The organism is Emticicia fluvialis, from assembly GCF_024793945.1.
Lineage (GTDB): Bacteria > Bacteroidota > Bacteroidia > Cytophagales > Spirosomataceae > Emticicia > Emticicia fluvialis.
Genome location: NZ_JANUSD010000005.1, coordinates 125,095 through 143,461 on the forward strand (window position 1 = coordinate 125,095; position 18,367 = coordinate 143,461).

An 18,367-nucleotide genomic window follows, 5' to 3' on the forward strand; every position below is an offset into this window, starting at 1 on the left:
GCAGAAATTATTAAAAAATTAAACAGATATGGCAGGTAACAGAACCTTCACGATGATTAAACCACATGCTGTGGCGGATAATCATATTGGTGGAATTATAGCTATGATTGAGGCCGCCGGCTTCAGAATTGTAGCAATGAAAAAAACACAACTGACTCCGGCATTGGCGGGTAAGTTTTACGAGGTACATAAAGAAAGAGGTTTTTACGGAGAGCTTTGTGAGATGATGTCGTCGGGCCCGATTGTACCGATGATTCTGGAAAAAGAAAACGCCGTGGCCGACTTCCGCACCCTTATCGGAGCTACGAATCCGGCTAATGCAGAAGAAGGAACCATCCGTAAGAAATACGCTAAATCACTGGGTGAAAACGCCATTCATGGTTCAGACTCAGACGAAAACGCTGCTATTGAAGGTGCATTCTTCTTTGGTGTAACCGAACAATATTAATAGTATCTATAAAGAGAAGGGCCTTGCCGTAAAAAGTAAGGCCCTTTTTTGTCAGCTATCAATACCCTCATAAAAAATACCGGCTTTCTGGCGTATATCATCTAACAAACTTATCAGTTTCACGCTCATGGAAAGCGGCATTTTTACGCTTTCTTTTTTGTTGTGGCGCAGGCAATTATTCACTTCTTCAATTTCGTAATTATATCCCCGTGTTTCTCTGTCAAACGAAAAAGTAACGGGCTCATTCTCTGTCTCAAAAAGCGTCAGGGTTTTTGTTTCATGAAATCGCTCCGGTAAATGAATATATCCTTTCTCTCCATAAATAAGCGCTTCTGTTCGGGTTCTTGTGGCATAAGTAGCGTTTAGCATAGCAGTAGCCTGTGGATATCTGAAAACAAAACTTGTTGTTTCGTCGACCCCTGTTTTGCCTGCAATGGTAAAGGCCTGCACATCAGTAGGGTAACCTAATATCAAAAGCGCCAGATATGCCGGATAAATGCCAATGTCGAGCAGGGCCCCACCACCCAAAGCCGGGTTCAGTACGCGGCGTTCCGGAATATGAGGCGCAACAAAGCCAAAATCGGCCTGAATGGTTTTCACCTTCCCTATTCTGTCTTCGGCAATCAGCTCCAGGGTTTTTTCTATAGCGGGTATAAACCTGGTCCACATGGCTTCCATCAGAAATGTATCATTTGCCCTTGCTGCTTCTACCATCTGCTGCACCTCTTTCAGGTTCATGGCAAAGGGTTTTTCACAAAGTACAGGTATCTTATTATTGAGGCACAAAATAGCTGCCGACGCATGAGCCGTATGGGGTGTGGCAATATATACCACGTCTAAGCCGGGGGCATTGAAAATTTCTTCATAAGAGCTATAAAAATGGGGTACATTGAATTGCTTCGCAAAGTTTTCAGCACGCTCTGAAGAGGTAGAAGCAACCGCGTACAGCTCAGTATCCGGTACGTTCACTAAGTCGGTTGCAAATTTTTCTGCAATTTTCCCTATTCCGATAATTCCCCACCGTATTGTTTTCGCCATTGTATATATTTATTTCAGAAGCCAACTTTGTATGGCATCAGGTTTAAGAATATGGTTTTTTTGAATACCTGCCAATATAAGCAAAAAACGTTTAAGCGGCCATTTTGTTTAAATGAAAACGGCTGTTGGTATTACCTGGCCAGAAAACAAAACACCCCGGCTGTAGGAGCCAGGGTGCCTGTTAAGCAATAAAAATGTATTATTTGCTTAATTTTATCTTCAGATTTTGGTCTAATGCGTCCAAAAACTCTTCCGTATATAAGTAATGCTCACCGTGGGTTACTTTGTTTCCGTGGATACAAACCGCTAAGTCTTTAGTCATTTTACCAGACTCAACCGTTTCAACGCAAACCTGCTCCAAAGCCTGGCAGAAATCTATCAACTCCTGGTTGCCGTCTTTTTTACCACGGAACTCCAATCCGCGGGTCCATGCAAAAATTGAAGCAATAGGGTTAGTTGAGGTTGGTTTTCCGGCCTGGTGGTCACGATAGTGGCGGGTTACCGTTCCGTGAGCTGCTTCTGCTTCCATGGTTTCGCCGTCCGGAGTAACCAATACAGAAGTCATTAAACCTAATGAACCGAAACCTTGCGCTACAGAGTCAGACTGCACGTCGCCATCGTAGTTTTTACAAGCCCAAACAAATGAACCGTTCCATTTCAAGGCAGATGCCACCATGTCATCAATCAGACGGTGTTCATATACAATACCTGCAGCTTCAAATTTAGCTTTGTAGTCTGCCTGATAGATTTCCTCAAAAATATCTTTAAAACGGCCATCATATTTTTTCAGGATGGTGTTTTTGGTTGATAAGTACAAAGGCCATTTTTTGTTAAGCGCCACATTGAAACAAGAGTGCGCAAAACCGCGGATAGAGTCGTCGGTATTATACATACCCATGGCTACTCCGCCTCCTTTAAAGTTATATACATCAAACTCTTTAACGGTACCGTCAGCGCCTTCAAATTTCATGGTTAATTTACCAGGGCCATCAACTACGAAATCAGTAGCGCGGTATTGGTCACCGAATGCATGGCGACCAACGATGATGGGGGAGGTCCAGTTAGAAACCAGGCGAGGCACGTTTTTACAAACGATAGGCTCACGGAAAACAGTACCATCCAGAATGTTACGGATTGTGCCGTTTGGCGATTTCCACATTTGTTTCAGATTAAACTCTGTTACACGGGCTTCGTCAGGCGTAATAGTGGCACATTTGATACCCACACCATATTGTTTAATAGCATTGGCTGCGTCGATAGTTACCTGGTCATTTGTTTCATCGCGATACTCAACGCCAAGGTCATAATATTTAATATCTACATCAATATAAGGCAGAATCAATTTTTCTTTAATAAAACGCCAGATGATTCGCGTCATTTCGTCACCGTCTAGCTCAACAACGGGATTAGCTACTTTAATTTTATTCATGATAATGAGTTTAATTAATAATTACGGTTGTAAAGTTATAAACAGAATATGAAAAATCGTAATTATATGAAACTTTCTGTTGCCAGTCAATAAAAAAAGAGCCTCCAAACGGAAGCTCTTTTTAACTTAAACCAAAGAAAATTATGAAAATTAATAAAATCTTATTTGTTCAGAAGTTCGTCAAACGACAACGACACATAATACATAGAACCTACCGATGCACTTCCGTAAGCCTGTATGTAAGGCTTGCCACCAATGTTGGTACCACCCACTTTCAGGATAGACTTAATGCTTGGTAATTTAAGACTTACCTGTGCATCTATGGTATTAATGGCCGGTACGGTAGTGTTTGAAAAGAACCCGATGCCGGTTGTTGTTGGCTGGTTAAAGCTGGCTTCCCAAACAAACGAATTCTGATGTTTGAAATTAATATTAAAGCCTATTTTGTTGCCACTGCCCAATCTTTTACCAAAACCCAGGTTGTAACGGTATTCTGGTGTATTAAAGCCTGCATATTGTTGCTCGGCCGATGGCGTAAAGTTTTTCAAACGGTTATTGGCTATGTTACCGCTCAGGTAGAAACTCTTAACGAGCGAGTAATTCAGACCAATTGCCCAGCCGTCAACTTTTATTTTTTCTGAGGTATTGGCTGGTCTTGAATAACCCAATCTTGTGTTTGCGCTTGATACGCCCGACTCAATCGGCAGACCCGGCCCGGCAGCTTTCGTAGGCACAACCACCGACACCCCACCAATAAAGTTTCTGTAAGTGCTGGTATAGTAATAAGCATCTACAAATAGTTTTTTAGCTATTAAGCCTTTGTAACCGATTTCAACTGACTGGATGCGCTCTGGTTGCAGGGTCTTGGCCGAGTACTTAGGTAATGAGGCCAAAGCATAAGCAGGAACCACCTGAGTGGTAACGGCTGTAATTTGAGTAACCACAGTGCTTTGAACGTTGTTTGCAATGGTTGTTTGTATGGCAGGCGAAGCCATTGTTTGCGCAACGCCGGCAGCAATGGCAGCTGGTGCCTGGTCGGCAGGTATTTGTCCGGCTGCTACAGCCGCATTTACCTGAGCCGTAACGCCAGCGGTTACCTGAGCCTGCACCGCTGCGGTAACACCTGCTTTAATGGCTGGCAACTGTGCATTTACCGCCTGCGTAGCATAGGCTTGGGCCTGTGCTAAAACAGTCTGTGTGATATATTTTGTTGGGTTAGCCTGGAAGTCATTCAACACAGGTAAGGCAATACCATTGTTCAGATTATATCTGTTCACAAACTCAGGCAGACCACCAATCAGTGTTCCAGCCGGTGTTTTAAGGTCAATATATTGATTCTGAGTAGTTGGAATTCTGAAACCTGTCTGGTACGATACTCGGATATTCTGCTCACCAAAAGAAGCAACCCCTGAAACACGCGGTGTAAACTGTCCTTCAAAATTCTCGTTTTTATCATATCTCAAAGAGCCGGTAATTTTAAAGTGGTCTTTAAACAGGCTTTTAGCAGCCTGTACGAACGCGCCATATTCGTTAATACCGATGCTGCCGTTTCTGCCTTCTTTTCTGTCGGCAAAAAGAGTTCCGTCAGACCGTAAATCATATTTTCTGATGTTGGCGCCAGCCAGCAGGTCAATAAATTTAATCTGATTTTTGAAGTTATACACCCCTTCGGCATGGTACATGTTGGTTTTGTCAAGAAAAGCACCACCACCATTGGCAATTGGTAAATCTCTGTATTTTTCAAGCAAGGCATCGTAAGCGGCTGTGCCCGGTTGAGGCATACCCTGGTCGGCTACTGCACGGGCTGCAAGGTGGGCCTGGTCTGCAGCCAAACCGCCACTTCTGGCCTGAACGAAGGCTCCTACATATTGCCCGAACCACGTTTCATGCGGCTTGATAGAGTTAAGCATTGAAACGGCCGTTAAGCCAGTAAAATATGACTGACCCGAGCGCTCTTGTGTTGTATAGGCGCGAAGCGTGAAATTGTCGCCTTTCAACTCAAGCTTGGCTTGAGTAAGGTTAAAGTTTCTTAACGAATAACGGCCAGTGCCGGTATAGGCAGTGGTACCATAGCCATAGTTAACCTGTGCAATGGCTTCCACTTTTTCGTTCAACCGGTAGTGCAGTGCAACATTGGTCTTAAAACTTTTGGTGTTGTAGTCAATCATGTCTACTTCTTTAAAACCGGTGCGGCTTACATTAGTATTGGCCGGAATAAGCCCCGCTGCGGCTGAAGGAAGCAAACCGGCGTTAATCATGCTGTTGGCTACGGTTGTCATGTTTGCCTGTACTTCATCGCCGTATATATTCATACCGTCGTAGTCTGTTTTTACACCTGCTCCGCGTGAGCCATCCTGTACACCGCCCAGGTTAAGGTTGGTGTAATTGTTGGCCTGCCAGTCTTTAGCCGTTATATAAGAAAGGTTTACCTTGAAGGCAAGCTTATCATTAAATGCCTTTGCATAACGAAGCGATAAATCGTGGAACGGCGTAGTAACAGTAGTACGGTTTGAGGCCGTCATCACCCCGCTTTTGGCAGTTGCGCTTAAACCCTGATACAGGAACGGGCTTTTGCTGTTCATCAGAATCAGACCATTAATGGCATTGGGGCCATAAAGGGCCGAAGCAGCACCAGGAAGCAATTCTACGCTTTCAACGTCAAGTTCTGGCATACCCACAATATTGTCAACAGGGAAATTAAGCCCCGGTGCCTGGTTATCCATACCGTCAATCATCTGTACGGTGCGGGGGTTTCCGGTTGCACCAAAACCACGCATATTGATTGATTTGAACAATAAGCCCTGGGTGGTCATGTCTACACCTTTCATGCTTGCAAGGGCATCATAAAAAGACGGAGCCGCTGCTTCACGAATGGCACGAATATCCATTTTTTCAACAGCAACCGGCGATTTCATCACGGTTTCTTCTACACGAGAGGCAGCCACTACAACCTCCTGCCCTAATATGGACTGCTCTTTCAATGCAATTGTAATAGCAGCATTATTGCCTGAAACACTTACTTCCTGGCTTTCATAACCTACCGAAGATATTACTATCGTAAACGGCGGCGGTGTAGACGTACTGAAAGAAAAGTATCCTTTAGTGTCGGTAATCGTACCAATTACCTTACCTTTTACCTGCACACTTACTCCAATCAAAGGCTCTTTAGTAACAGCATCTGTTATAGTACCTGAAACTTTGGTTTGAGCAAATACAATATGGGTAATAAATAAGTAACAGATTCCGAACAATAATTTTTTTACGGAAAGTTTGAACATGGGGGTATTGGTTAGTGAGTTAACAAAACGTAAATTTGTGTCAAACATAGAAAAGAAAAAAGTAATATGCAAGCATACTATCGCTTGATTTTATAAAAATTTTACAATTTTACCAAAAAATAATTATATAAGCCCCGGTATATTACTTTTCGGTATCGTTTTTTAATTTTTGCTGTAGTTTTCGGGACTAGCCACCCCTCAACGCCTCATATATTATCTATTTAACTGTTTTAGTTATCGTTTTGGTTTTTGATTGGCAACTCCCCGGCATGGCTGCCTATTGTTAGTGTAAAGCCGCAAAGCTGCCAACAATACCAGTGCACTGAGCAAGTCGGGTTTATGAGAGCCGGCCATGTAAGCATCAAAACAAATTCGGCCACCTTAATGAAGGCACAGCCGGGTGTTTACTGTATAAAAAATAGATATTTTTGGATATAAAGTCGTAAATCTGATTAACACAAACTTAATTTTGGTGGAATGTTAAAGAAAATGTAGTTTTACATGCAGTTGATTTTGAAATAGCTTATAACTCAAAAGTAGAATACTCTCAAAAAACCAAAGAATTATCAAATCTTCAATAGCATCTAAGTAAGCAATAGGATTGTATTCTCAACTTTTGTACATTCCTTGATTATTTACTCTGATATTATATTAACACTTAGCGATTTTAATGGAAAACAATTATGTAATCATTATGGCCGGAGGAGTCGGAACACGATTCTGGCCGTTTAGTCGTAGTACCAACCCAAAACAGTTTCATGATGTACTGGGAATCGGTAAAACAATGATTCAGCAAACTGTTGAACGTTTTGAAGGTGTTTGCCCAAAAGAAAACATCTACATTGTTACCAGCGAAGAGTACTACCATATAACAAAACAACAATTGCCGTATCTGTCTGACGACCAGATATTACTAGAACCGAACCGTAGAAATACCGCACCGTGTATCGGTTATGCCTGTTATAAAATAGCCTCTAAAAATCCGGATGCCAATATCGTAGTTGCTCCTGCAGACCACATCATTCTGAAAGAAGAAGAGTTCCGTAAGAGAATCAACGTTGCCTTGCATTTTTCGGCCAGTAACGACGTTTTGGTAACGTTGGGTATTAAACCAACCAGACCTGATACAGGTTATGGATATATTCAGTTTACAGAGACGGAAGGCGATATTAAAAGGGTGAGAACCTTTACAGAAAAACCAGACCTTGAGTGGGCTGTTAAGTTTGTAGAAAGCGGAGAGTTTGTCTGGAACGCCGGTATCTTTATCTGGAATGTGAAGACTATCAAAAAGACTTTCGAAATGTTTTTACCTGAAATGGCTGAAGCATTTGAAGAAATCAAGAAAGACTTCTACACCGCCGGTGAAGCCGAGGCACTTAAAAAAGCGTATCCGCAGTGCAAAAGCATTTCAATTGACAATGGTGTGATGGAGAAAGCGGAAAACGTGTTTGTGGTGCTGTCTGATATCGGCTGGTCTGACCTCGGTACCTGGAAATCATTGTATGAGATTTCAGACAAAGACGAAAACCAGAACGTAATAGACGGTAACACTTTGTTGTATAATACCAGTAATTCAATCATCAAAACTCCTGCCGACCGCCTGGTGGTTGTAAATGGCCTTGATGGTTATATAGTAGCTGAATACGATAACGTGCTTATGATTTGCCGTAAGGAAGATGAGCAGAAAGTTAAAGAGTTTGTGGCTACAGCCGGAACGAAAGGTAAAGAGTTTGTTTAACAGAAAACCATGGCTAAGAATAGTGTTTTAATACTAAGCTTGTGTCTGACCCAGTTTGCCTGCTCAAACGTGGAACGTCTGGATACTACCGAAGTGAAAGAGGAAATGGAAGGACACAAAATAAAAAAGGTGTCGCCTGCCCAGATAATGGATCAGGTAGAAGTGTTGGGTAGTCGGATAAGCACCGATTTGTCAGGCGAACTGGAAAAACAACTGAAAGGTGCATCTGGGGCGCGTCTTGAAGAAATATGCCAGCTTAAAAATATCCCCTTGCTTGATTCAGTGGCAAACAGGTATAACCTGAAGGTGCGTTTACTGGGCCAGCCAGACATTGGCAGCAATAAAACCCTGTATGCCAAAGAAAAAGAAGTGCTTGAAGCCTATGCAGATATTGCGGCTCAGAAACAAACTTTGAGCAGCAATATTCAAAGCGTTGGCGACTCCCTATATATCTACACGGCTCCTATCGCAGCTGAAAAAGGTGCAGGGAAACTATGTTTCAGCGATAATTCAGGTTTTGCCGTCTGGAGCATCATCCTGAGAAAAGCAGACATTATCAAGAGTATCAAGCCTAAAAAATAGAAAGAGAGCTATCAATGAAAGATAGCTCCTTTAACTAAAACAAAACTATAAAAAACCTAATTTTGAAAATCCTTAGTTGTTCATATTATTACTTTCTCCTGCCTTCACGTCATCGTTCTTAACCGATTTGGTTTTCTTCTCTACCATTCTCATATTTCCTATTTTGTAACTGAATGTCAGCCTTACGTTCTGGTTGTAGATATTATTAACACTTATCTGGTTAAACTGCGCCGAGTTTAATGTTGTTTTTACTTTTATACCGCCCAGAAAGTTCTCGGTAGCCAAGCCCAGGCTTCCTTTTTTGTTTTTGAAATCTTTTCTGAAACCAAGCGAGTACATATAGAAGCTACCCTGGGTACCTTGTAACTGTATCTGGTTACCTCTGAAAAAGCTAAAGCCTTGTATACCCCATCCGTTTTTCAGCTGAATCTGCGTTTGCAGACGGCCACCTATAACCACACCGTCGTTACTGATAAGTGACGACACCCCGTCTGAGCCCTGCGCCATACCTTCCAGATAGCTGTAGTATAGGTCAATACCTGCATTTACCGACCATTTTGGAGTAATGTTCAGGTTTCCGAATATGTTCGTACCGTACATCTGTTGTTTACCTATGTTCTCAAATGTGGTAACAATTGCACCGGCCAGGGTGTCAGAAGGTGCGCTCAGGCGCAAGATAGAATTGTTGGTCTGGCGGCCGAACACCGAGGCGTTCAGATAAACCTTTTTGATGTTTGCACTGGCGCTTAGTTCGAAATTGTCAGTTATTTCCGGACGAAGGCTCGGGTTACCAATGGTAATGTTCTGCGGGTTGGCTGCATTAAAGTTAGGGTTTAACTGTTGCAAGCCCGGGCGCTGAATACGCTTGTTATATGCCGCCTTTAAGGTAGTAGCACCAATAGTTTTTGAAACGTTTACACTCGGCACCAGATTACCATAAGAAGGAATATTAATATCTTTTACCTGATCTTTTGCCTCAATAGTTGTGTATTCGTAACGGGCACCCACTTTAAACACATACTTGTTTTTGGTTGAGTAGGTATATGACATATAGCCTGAAGCTATGTTCTGCGAGTAGTCTAGCAAGCCGGATGGGTTTCTGGCATCAGTGGCAAAGTCGCCTGTCGGGCCGGCAAAAAGATAGCTGAAATCGCTGTTTACCTGTCTGAAAATGCCTTTCACGCCTACTTCAAATACCTGATTCTGTTTTATCGGGGTCTGGAAGTCAGTCTGCAACGTAAACTCCTGATTAGTATTACCGTTCAGGTTTTTCTGGCGGCTTGTAAGGCCTCCTGATTCGTTCAGTAAGTCTGCCAGAAAGTTATTTTTAAGATTACTCTTACTGTATTGTGTTGAAACCGACCACTCTTGCGATGGTTTGAAAGTACGAATGTAATCAAGGTTTACATCAATTGAGCTTGAAAGATCTTTGCTGTCTACATTTCTGTATGCCGTAGAATTAAAAACATTATTGGTATAAAGACTGGTGGTGTAGTCTTGCGTTCTGATAAAATTACGTGTGCCCAGGTTAATGCCCGCAGTAAGCGACTGGTTCTTGGCAATGTCATAGTCAAACCCTAGATTATATCTTCCAAACAAGCCGTTGTCAAAGGCATCAGCAGTTTGTTTTGTCAATACCGTATTGCCGCCTCTTAAAGTACTCTGGTCTAGCGAAGTAGCCGCCTTATTATAAAAAGCCCGGCCACCGCCACCCATTGAGATACCCAGTTTACCTTTACGGATATTGCCGTTCAGGCCCAGATTAGAGCCCCTTACGCCTACACCCGAGTCCAGGTTTAAAGTTAACCCTTCAATAGAACTCTTTTTTGTAATAATGTTAATGATACCACCTGAGCCCTCAGCATCATATTTGGCCGAAGGTGAAGTAATCACTTCAACCGACTTGATGAGGTCTGACGGAATCATTTTAAGCGCATCTGCAATACTGCTGGCTATAATGGTTGAAGGCTTATTGTTGATTAATACTCTGATATTAGACGTACCACGTAGCGAAACGTTACCGTCAAGGTCTACCGTCAGCAAAGGTACTTTTCTTAATACATCGGCTGCGTCACCACCTTTAGATGTTATATCTTTTTCTGCATTATACACAAGGCGGTCAACTTTCTCTTCAATCATTGATTTTTCGGCGGTTACCGTCACCTCGTCCAATTGTTTGGCACTGGTAGATAATTTAATTACGCCCAGGTCAATATCTTTTCCTTTTTCAACTTTTATATTATCAATTACCTTGTCAGCATAACCAATAAAACTGATAACCAGCTTATACTCGCCGGCGGCTACTCTGGTTAAAGAAAATTTTCCTTTTTCGTCGGCCATTGTTCCGTCTACCACTTTGTTGGTTGCCTTGTTATAAAGGGCTACGTTAGCAAACTCTACCGCGGTTGTTACGGCCTCATCTACTACAAAGCCGGATATTTTCGAGTTTCCCTTCGGAGCGTTTCCATCAAGGTTAAGTTGGGGTGTTTGCTGGGCATTATTGGGTCTGCCATTGCCGTCTCCTCTCTGGCCGCCCATTCCGCCGGGTCCGCCCGGAAATTGCGCTGCAGCAGAGAAACCAACAAGGGCTGCCAAACTAAGGATACTGATAAACTTCTTCATTGTCTTATTTTTTATAATTTTTTTCGCTTGATTGTCTTTTAACTTCAACAAAATAAACAGGTGTTTCCGGTACTTTTTCAGTAAATAGATGAAATCTTGAAGAGTGAAGATGAAAGATAAAATGTAGCTTATAAAGTGCAAAAAAGGTACAGAACAGGCCATAAATCAGGTTTTGATTGCATTTTGAGCAGTTTTGTCGTCAGACTTAACACTTTGGTCTGTTTGGTGTACATTGAGTTATTTTATTAATATAGATTTGTTTAGGCTTTGTACTTTAGAAACCCCCTTGGTTTTGTGTGTAAGGAAAAATAAAAAGTGCAATTATTTATAAAAACTCTTTCATACTTAATGGCTATATATAATAGAAAAATATCTTATCAACACCTGTTCAGGGTTTTATTTCATATCTTCTTTTGGGGAGTCTGGTCTATATGGCCAATCATTAATGCTTTAATGAACGGTACGGACAGAGACCATTGGTATCTGACACACATCGTTCCGCTGTCTGTTACGCATATCCCTCAGTTTTTTATTAACACTTTAATTCTGATGCCTTATTTTCTCAGGAAAAGAGGGGTAGGTTCTTATGTGTTTTCAGTACTTGTAATGAGTATTATTTTTATGTTTGTTCAGTATTTTCTGAAACTCTGGATTTGGGAAAACCCGGTTGACATGAGTGGGCATAAAATTGTTATCTTTGAACTAAAGACTATTTTCCCTATTCTTTTTGTAAGTGCCATCAGTACTGTTTACGGTTTAATTATTTACATGGCCGACCAGGAAAAAACCAAACAGGAAGAAAAACAGGAAAAACTGCAGGCCGAGTTGTCGTTCCTGCGGTCTCAGATAAGCCCGCACTTTATTTTTAATGTGCTGAACAGCATTGTGTATCTGATACGCACCAAGTCGGCAGCTGCAGAGGCTGTTACTATTCAGTTATCTGAACTGATGCGCTATATGTTATACGAAGCCGACGACGTGCAGGTGTCTCTGGACAAAGAAATCAATTACCTGAATAACTACATAGAATTGCAGAGGGTAAGGTTTGAAGAAGACGTTGAAATAAACATGAAGGCAGAAGGAAACATTGGCTCACAGATTATAGAACCTATGCTGCTGATTCCTTTTGTAGAAAATGCATTTAAACATGGAGTGGGCATGATAGACTCGCCGGTGATTGATGTTCTGGTAAGATGTAATGGTAGTGAGCTGTTTTATGAAGTAAAAAACAAAATAGCCCCTGAGCTTCCTGAAGACAAAGACAGCAGCTCGGGCATAGGCCTGAAGAACGTCAGACGCAGGTTAGAACTGCTATATGCCGATAAACATAGACTAGACATAAAAAAAGAGAACAACTGGTTTATTGTTTCTCTGTTTTTGCAACTAAAAACAATTGGCTCATGACACTCAGATGTATTGCCGTTGACGACGAAAGTATGGGGCGCAAGCTCCTGGAAGAGAACATCAAACAGATACCTTTTCTGGAATTGGTACGTACCTGCAAAAATCCGTTTGAAGCCATGCAGGCTTTGCAGGAAGAAAAAATAGACCTGATGTTTCTGGATATTCAGATGCCGGGTATGCTCGGAACAAAGTTTCTGCAGAGCTTAAGAGAAAAACCCATGGTTATTTTTGTAACGGCCTATGCTAACTATGCGGTTGAAAGCTATGATTTAGATGTAATAGACTACCTGATGAAACCCGTAAGCCTTGACCGCTTTACAAAAGCAGCCTATAAAGCGCTCGAACTTCATCGTAAAAACACAATGCCTCCTGCGCCGGCGGTTGCTGCAACGGCAGCCGACCCTGCCCAGCCTAAACCAGAAGAATTTCCCGAATTTTTTTTCATAAATGTCGAGTATTCGCTGGTAAAAATTACCATCAGAGATATAACCCATATTGAGGGTCTGAAAGATTACATCAAAATTTTTCTCACAACCCAAACCAAGCCCGTCCTTACCAAGTCGACGATGAAGGCCATAGAAGAAAAATTGCCACCCAGACAATTTATGCGGATTCATAAATCTTTTATTGTGAATACTGATAAAATTGAATCAATCAGAGGGCAAAGAATCAGAATCGGGGCACATGAGATTCCGGTGAGCGAATCAAGCATTGATGAATTACTGAAACTATTAAACTATTCAAAATAAACCCGTTTACCTTTTTTATCAATGATGCAATACAAGAAGTTTACAAGTCTCTTTGTAACGGGGCTTTTTTTTGCCTTTCAAGGCCTGGCCCAGATTCCTGAAGAAAACAGATTTACCAAAGTTGTGCTGGCCGAAAAGCTGGATGAACCCATGGAGATGGCCTTACTGAAAGATGGTCGCGTCTTGTTGGTAGAGCGTAAAGGCGCCTTGAAACAGTATAACCCCGCAACTAAAGAAATAAAAACGCTTGCCACTATTCCGGTTAATACAAAATACACAAACCGCGAGGGAGTAAAGCGCGAAGCGGAAGAAGGTTTAATGGGGCTGGTGCAAGACCCTGATTTTGAAAAAAACCATTGGATTTACATGTATTATGCAGACCCCGCCGTGCCGAAACACATATTGGCACGCTGGGAGCTGAAAGGAGAAGAACTCGTGGAGGCGTCTAAGAAAATACTTCTGGAAGTGCCAACCCAAAGACAAGAATGTTGCCACACAGGCGGGGGTATGGTTTTCGATAAGTCGGGTAATCTGTATCTGACAGTAGGAAATAACACCAGTAACAGTAACTCTGATGGATATGCTCCTATTGATGAGCGTCCGAATCAGGAAAACTGGGACGACCAGCGGGGGGCCTCTAACACGAACGACCTGCGCGGAAAGATTCTGAGAATTAAACCAGAAGCCAACGGAACGTATTCTATACCTAAAGGAAACTTGTTTCCGGTTGGTACTCCTAAAACCCGTCCTGAAATTTATACCATGGGTCATCGTAACCCCTGGAGACCAAGTATTGACACCAAAACAGGATATTTGTATTGGGGAGAAGTAGGCCCCGATGCCTCTAAAGATTCAGAGCGTGGCCCGCGTGGTTATGATGAGTTCAACCAGGCCAAAGGCCCTGGTTATTATGGCTGGCCGTATTTCATTGGTGATAACAAAGCGTATGCCGACTGGGATTTTACAACCAACAAAATCAAAGCCGATTCGAAGTTTGACCCCGCCAAACCTATCAACGATTCACCGAATAACACAGGTTTGAGAGAGTTGCCGCCTGCACAAAAAGCATTTATCTGGTATCCTTATGCTATTTCTGAAGAGTTCCCGCTGGTGGGTAGCTCGGGCAGAAGCGCAACCGGAGGGCCCGTGTATCATCGCTCAGATTTCCCGTTGGCTAAACGCCCTTTCCCTAATTATTATGAAGGCAAATGGCTGATTGTAGAGTTTATGCGTGGCTGGATTATGAGCGTAACGATGGACGAAAACGGCAATTATAAATCAATGGAGCGTTTTATGCCTAATACAGACTTTGGCAGCGCCATAGATATTGACTTTGCACCTGACGGCGACCTGTACGTGCTTGAATACGGCACGGCCTGGTTCAGAGGTAACGACAACGCACGACTGGTAAAAGTTGAATATAATGCAGGTAACCGCAAACCGGAAGTTCAGATTGCAGCCGATAAGTCAGGAGGGGCAATTCCTCTCAAAGTTAATTTCTCTTCTGCAGGTACAACTGATGCCGACGGCGACGCCCTTACGTATCAATGGACTGTAAGCAACAAAACTGCTGGCACAAGAACCTTTAAAACAGCAAATCCTGCTGTAAGTTTCGATAAACCCGGCATTTATAAAGCAACTTTAACGGTTACAGATGCGAAAGGTGCTAAAAACAGTAAATCGCTGGATATTAAAGTAGGCAACGAACCTCCAACGGTTGTATTTGATATTTTAAAAGGAAACAGAACGTTTTACTTCCCTAATAAACCACTTGAATACGAGGTAAAAGTAACAGACAAAGAAGACGGAAGCCTGAGCAACGGTAAAATTAAACCCGAGCAGGTAGCAGTTAATATTGATTACATGCCAATAGGCTATGATAAAATAGAGGTTTCGCAAAACCACCGGGGTGCAGATGCCGCCGCTTTTGCCTCAACCGGCCAAAGACTGATTGAAGCCAGCGACTGTAAAGCCTGCCACGTGATTGACAAAAAATCGGTGGGGCCAAGCTATACCGATATTGCCAATAAATACAGAGGTAATGCCGGCATAAAAGAGCAGTTGGCCAAGAAAGTAATCAGCGGTGGTATGGGCGTTTGGGGAGACCACGCCATGAGTGCCCACCCGCAGCTTTCGGTTACTGATGCCACATCGATGGTAGAATATATCCTGAGCATAGGCGAGAAAAAAGCGGTACAGTCGTATCCTGCCAAAGGCAGCTACACTACTGCAATACCAGCCGGGCAAAAAGAGAACGGCTCATTTGTGCTGAGAGCTTCTTACAAAGACAGAGGCACCAAACTGATGCCTGCGCTGCAATCGGAAGAAACCATTGTATTGAGAAACTCATTCCTTGACCCTGAGCTGGCCGATAAAGCCAAAGGAACACAAAAAGTAATGACCCCGTCTAAGTCGTTCTTTATTGTTGGTACCGACTCTTACATTGCCTACAACAAAATAGATTTAACCAACATAGACCAGATTGACTTCTACGTGCAGGCAACTACCCGTGTAGGAGCAGCCGGAGGCGTTATTGAAATCCGATTAGATTCACCAACCGGCCCACTGGCAGGCAAAACCGAGATGATAGAGGTGAAAGAACCGGCGGCCTTCCGCCCGCAGGCTAATAACGGAGCACAGCAAGCGCCGCCGCCAATTCCTGGTGTAAGACAAGACATGCAGATGGCCGTAAGAAGAGGAACCGTAATGGCACCTGTTAAAATTTCATCTGGGGGTGTGCATGATGTTTATTTCGTATTTAAAAATCAGAAAACCCTGCCTACGCAAATCATGATGCAGGTATTGGGCATTGATTTTAAAAGCGGAGCAAATGAATAAGCACCAACTTAACTATAAAAAACTATGAAAACTTTAATCTTAAGAACAATCCTGACGGCCTTTGTGCTGTCAGGATTTCACCTCCTTACCTTTGGGCAAAAACTGGCACCGGGGCCGCAGGTGCTTACTTTCCATTCTGACATTGACGACACCGAGCAGCCTTATGGCTTGTATCTGCCTAAAAACTATAATCCCAAAAAGAAATATCCTCTTGTGGTTATGTTACATGGGGCAGGGTCTAATCACCGTTTGGCTTTGCGCCGTGTATTTGGCAAAAGCAATGCAGAGGGAGAGTCTGACGTAGAAGCCAGCCGTTATTTTCCTGAATGGAAAGATGTAAACTACATTGTTATCAGCGCTTATGCCCGTGGTACAATGGGGTATCAGGGTGTGGCTGAAAAAGACGTAATGGATATGCTTGCCGATGCAAAGAAGCGTTTCTCAATAGATGAAAACCGTACCTACCTTACGGGGTTGTCAATGGGTGGCGGCGGAACCATGTGGATAGGCCTGAGTTACCCTGATATTTGGGCTGCCATTGCGCCGGTTTGCCCGGCGCCTCCGGCCGGAACCCTCGAAATGGTACCCAATGCATTGAATTACCCGGTTTATTTTTTTCAGGGCGACCAGGACCCGGCCGTAAAAGTTGACTCAACCCGTAAATGGGTGCAACGGTTTAAAGATGCCGGGGCGCAGGTAGAATATACCGAATATCCGGGTGTGAAACACAACAGCTGGGAAAACGCCTACAAAGACGAGTTTATTTTCAGCTGGTTCTCTCAATTCAAAAGAAACCCTTTCCCCGAACGCGTTCGTTTTGCCACCAGCCAATATAAACACAATAAAGCTTACTGGGTAGTTTTTGATGAGTTTACGCCGGGTACTACCGCATCAATTGATGCCCAATTTACTGCCAAAAATAAACTGGAGATTACCACCAAAGGCCTGCAATCTTTTACTTTAAAGCTGGATGGGCACCCGTCTTTTAAATCAAAATTGCCTTTAGAGTTAGTTATTAACGGGCAGGCAATTAAAGCAGAGACAGGCCCGACTGTAACACTGACACAAAATAACAACTCATGGGCTGTTAATACTTCGGGTGCCTTCGCATCCGCTAAGAAACCCGGTGCCGAAGGCCCAATGGCAGAAGCCCTTGCCGACCGCCATATATATGTATATGGCACAGGTGGAAGCCCATCTGCCGACGAACTGAACAGAAGACGCACCGAGGCACAGAAAGCCATGGAGTGGTCGGTTTACAGAGGAGATTTCATTGGCAGAGTAATGGTGTTTCCGCGCCTGTTGAGCGATAAAGAAGTGCGCCCGAGCGATATAGAAAGTTCAAATCTGATTCTTTTCGGTACGAAAGAGACCAATAGCCTGATTGATAAATTCAGTGATAAACTGCCGGTACAACTAAATGCCTCGGCCACAGACTATGGCCTGGCTTATGTGTTTCCGGTAGGAGCGCGCTATGTGCTGGTTAACTCAGGTTTACCATGGTGGACTCTAACCGAAAACCAGAATGCCATGTCTCGCCAGAATTCCCCGATGCCTATGAATAACATAGCCAGATTTCAGGACTTTGTACTCTTTAAAGGTACCGTTAATAACGTAATAGCCGGAGGAAGATTTAACAATGACTGGACACTCCCTGCCAAAGAGGCTGAAAAGCTAAAAGCATCAGGTGTAGTGGTTTTCAGATAAACATACCGTTTTTTGTATGAAGCGTGCCTTAATATGCTGCAAGTGCAGTATTCAGGGCACGCTTTTTGTTTATTAGTTTTAAATTTTTAGCGGCTTATTTGACTTATTTCGTGAAAAAATTGTAGCTTTGTCACCCTTAATGGCAAAAAATTCTTACATATCGCGTTCTTTCGGGCTTTTAATGTTCGTCATGGTTGTGCTGACGAGTGTTTTGGGTAAACAGATTTACCACAAGCATTCGCCGGAAGCACCTGTTGCCGTTGAGAAGACTAAGGCTGAGAAGGCAAACAAAAAAGATAATTCAAAAGAACAAACGGTTGTAAGAGAGGTATCGCTTGAAGTAGTAGTACCAAGCCATGCTTTTGATTTTGGCCATTATGCTATCATTGTTCCGCTTCCGCAGATTATTTATGTGGTAGTTGAAACCTCGGTTAAAACCATTACCAAGCCTTTGTACAGACTATCATACTTCGAAAAACTGTACGAGCACCACATTGCACCCAACGCCCCATAGTATTTTAGCCCGGCACGGTC

At 43.0% G+C, this 18,367-nt stretch carries 12 protein-coding genes; 8 read left to right on the top strand and 4 right to left on the bottom strand.

Annotated elements, in window-relative coordinates:
• Positions 1-28 precede the first annotated feature (28 nt).
• On the top strand, positions 29-448 hold the full coding sequence (locus NZ848_RS07555; protein WP_101724847.1) for a nucleoside-diphosphate kinase: 420 nt from the start codon (positions 29-31) through the stop codon (positions 446-448).
• Positions 449-499: 51 nt separating this feature from the next.
• Here NZ848_RS07555 and NZ848_RS07560 read toward each other — a convergent pair whose 3' ends face one another.
• The 3 genes from NZ848_RS07560 to NZ848_RS07570 form a co-directional block, all read right to left on the bottom strand.
• A complete protein-coding gene (locus NZ848_RS07560) occupies positions 500-1,486 on the bottom strand; it encodes a Gfo/Idh/MocA family protein (protein WP_259014990.1) in 987 nt (328 codons plus the stop codon).
• A 199-nt stretch (positions 1,487-1,685) separates the two neighbouring features.
• A complete protein-coding gene (locus NZ848_RS07565; protein ID WP_253531679.1) occupies positions 1,686-2,915 on the bottom strand; it encodes an isocitrate dehydrogenase (NADP(+)) in 1,230 nt (409 codons plus the stop codon).
• 161 nt (positions 2,916-3,076) lie between these two features.
• Entirely contained in the window at positions 3,077-6,193 is a 3,117-nt protein-coding gene (locus NZ848_RS07570; protein ID WP_259014991.1) for a carboxypeptidase-like regulatory domain-containing protein, read from the bottom strand.
• A 670-nt stretch (positions 6,194-6,863) separates the two neighbouring features.
• Between NZ848_RS07570 and NZ848_RS07575 the strand changes: the two genes are divergently transcribed.
• Together NZ848_RS07575 and NZ848_RS07580 are read left to right on the top strand one after the other, a co-directional pair.
• Positions 6,864-7,931 (top strand): mannose-1-phosphate guanylyltransferase, encoded by a 1,068-nt coding sequence (locus NZ848_RS07575; protein WP_253531675.1) that lies wholly within the window; start codon positions 6,864-6,866, stop codon positions 7,929-7,931.
• 9 nt (positions 7,932-7,940) lie between these two features.
• Positions 7,941-8,513: a hypothetical protein gene (locus NZ848_RS07580; protein WP_259014992.1), complete on the top strand. Its 573-nt coding sequence runs from the start codon at positions 7,941-7,943 to the stop codon at positions 8,511-8,513.
• A gap of 72 nt (positions 8,514-8,585) precedes the next feature.
• On the opposite strand, the gene NZ848_RS07585 is transcribed toward NZ848_RS07580, so the two are convergent.
• Positions 8,586-11,135, bottom strand: coding sequence for an outer membrane beta-barrel family protein (locus NZ848_RS07585; protein WP_259014993.1), 2,550 nt, complete (start codon positions 11,133-11,135; stop codon positions 8,586-8,588).
• 453 nt (positions 11,136-11,588) lie between these two features.
• Here NZ848_RS07585 and NZ848_RS07590 point away from each other — a divergent pair, with 453 nt between their 5' ends.
• From NZ848_RS07590 to NZ848_RS07610, 5 genes are all read left to right on the top strand, one after another.
• Positions 11,589-12,539 carry a sensor histidine kinase gene (locus NZ848_RS07590; protein WP_259014994.1) on the top strand — a complete coding sequence of 317 codons (951 nt, stop codon included), beginning with the start codon at positions 11,589-11,591 and terminating at the stop codon, positions 12,537-12,539.
• Positions 12,536-13,288: a LytR/AlgR family response regulator transcription factor gene (locus tag NZ848_RS07595; RefSeq protein WP_253531668.1), complete on the top strand. Its 753-nt coding sequence runs from the start codon at positions 12,536-12,538 to the stop codon at positions 13,286-13,288. The genes NZ848_RS07590 and NZ848_RS07595 overlap by 4 nt, the downstream gene beginning before the upstream one ends.
• A gap of 21 nt (positions 13,289-13,309) precedes the next feature.
• The gene (locus NZ848_RS07600; protein ID WP_259014995.1) at positions 13,310-16,126 is read left to right on the top strand and encodes a PQQ-dependent sugar dehydrogenase; all 2,817 of its coding nucleotides are present in this window, start codon (positions 13,310-13,312) and stop codon (positions 16,124-16,126) included.
• 24 nt (positions 16,127-16,150) lie between these two features.
• Complete coding sequence (locus tag NZ848_RS07605; RefSeq protein WP_259014996.1) at positions 16,151-17,833, top strand: carboxylesterase family protein; 1,683 nt, start codon at positions 16,151-16,153, stop codon at positions 17,831-17,833.
• A 139-nt stretch (positions 17,834-17,972) separates the two neighbouring features.
• Complete coding sequence (locus NZ848_RS07610; protein ID WP_259014997.1) at positions 17,973-18,347, top strand: hypothetical protein; 375 nt, start codon at positions 17,973-17,975, stop codon at positions 18,345-18,347.
• Positions 18,348-18,367: the final 20 nt, after the last annotated feature.

Bases quoted from the DNA above. Each gene is read 5' to 3' on its own strand.
- NZ848_RS07555 (WP_101724847.1), top strand. From the start codon at position 29: ATGGCAGGTAACAGAACCTTCACGATGATTAAACCACATGCTGTGGCG.
- NZ848_RS07560 (WP_259014990.1), bottom strand. From the start codon at position 1,486: ATGGCGAAAACAATACGGTGGGGAATTATCGGAATAGGGAAAATTGCA.
- NZ848_RS07565 (WP_253531679.1), bottom strand. From the start codon at position 2,915: ATGAATAAAATTAAAGTAGCTAATCCCGTTGTTGAGCTAGACGGTGAC.
- NZ848_RS07570 (WP_259014991.1), bottom strand. From the start codon at position 6,193: ATGTTCAAACTTTCCGTAAAAAAATTATTGTTCGGAATCTGTTACTTA.
- NZ848_RS07575 (WP_253531675.1), top strand. From the start codon at position 6,864: ATGGAAAACAATTATGTAATCATTATGGCCGGAGGAGTCGGAACACGA.
- NZ848_RS07580 (WP_259014992.1), top strand. From the start codon at position 7,941: ATGGCTAAGAATAGTGTTTTAATACTAAGCTTGTGTCTGACCCAGTTT.
- NZ848_RS07585 (WP_259014993.1), bottom strand. From the start codon at position 11,135: ATGAAGAAGTTTATCAGTATCCTTAGTTTGGCAGCCCTTGTTGGTTTC.
- NZ848_RS07590 (WP_259014994.1), top strand. From the start codon at position 11,589: ATGAACGGTACGGACAGAGACCATTGGTATCTGACACACATCGTTCCG.
- NZ848_RS07595 (WP_253531668.1), top strand. From the start codon at position 12,536: ATGACACTCAGATGTATTGCCGTTGACGACGAAAGTATGGGGCGCAAG.
- NZ848_RS07600 (WP_259014995.1), top strand. From the start codon at position 13,310: ATGATGCAATACAAGAAGTTTACAAGTCTCTTTGTAACGGGGCTTTTT.
- NZ848_RS07605 (WP_259014996.1), top strand. From the start codon at position 16,151: ATGAAAACTTTAATCTTAAGAACAATCCTGACGGCCTTTGTGCTGTCA.
- NZ848_RS07610 (WP_259014997.1), top strand. From the start codon at position 17,973: ATGGCAAAAAATTCTTACATATCGCGTTCTTTCGGGCTTTTAATGTTC.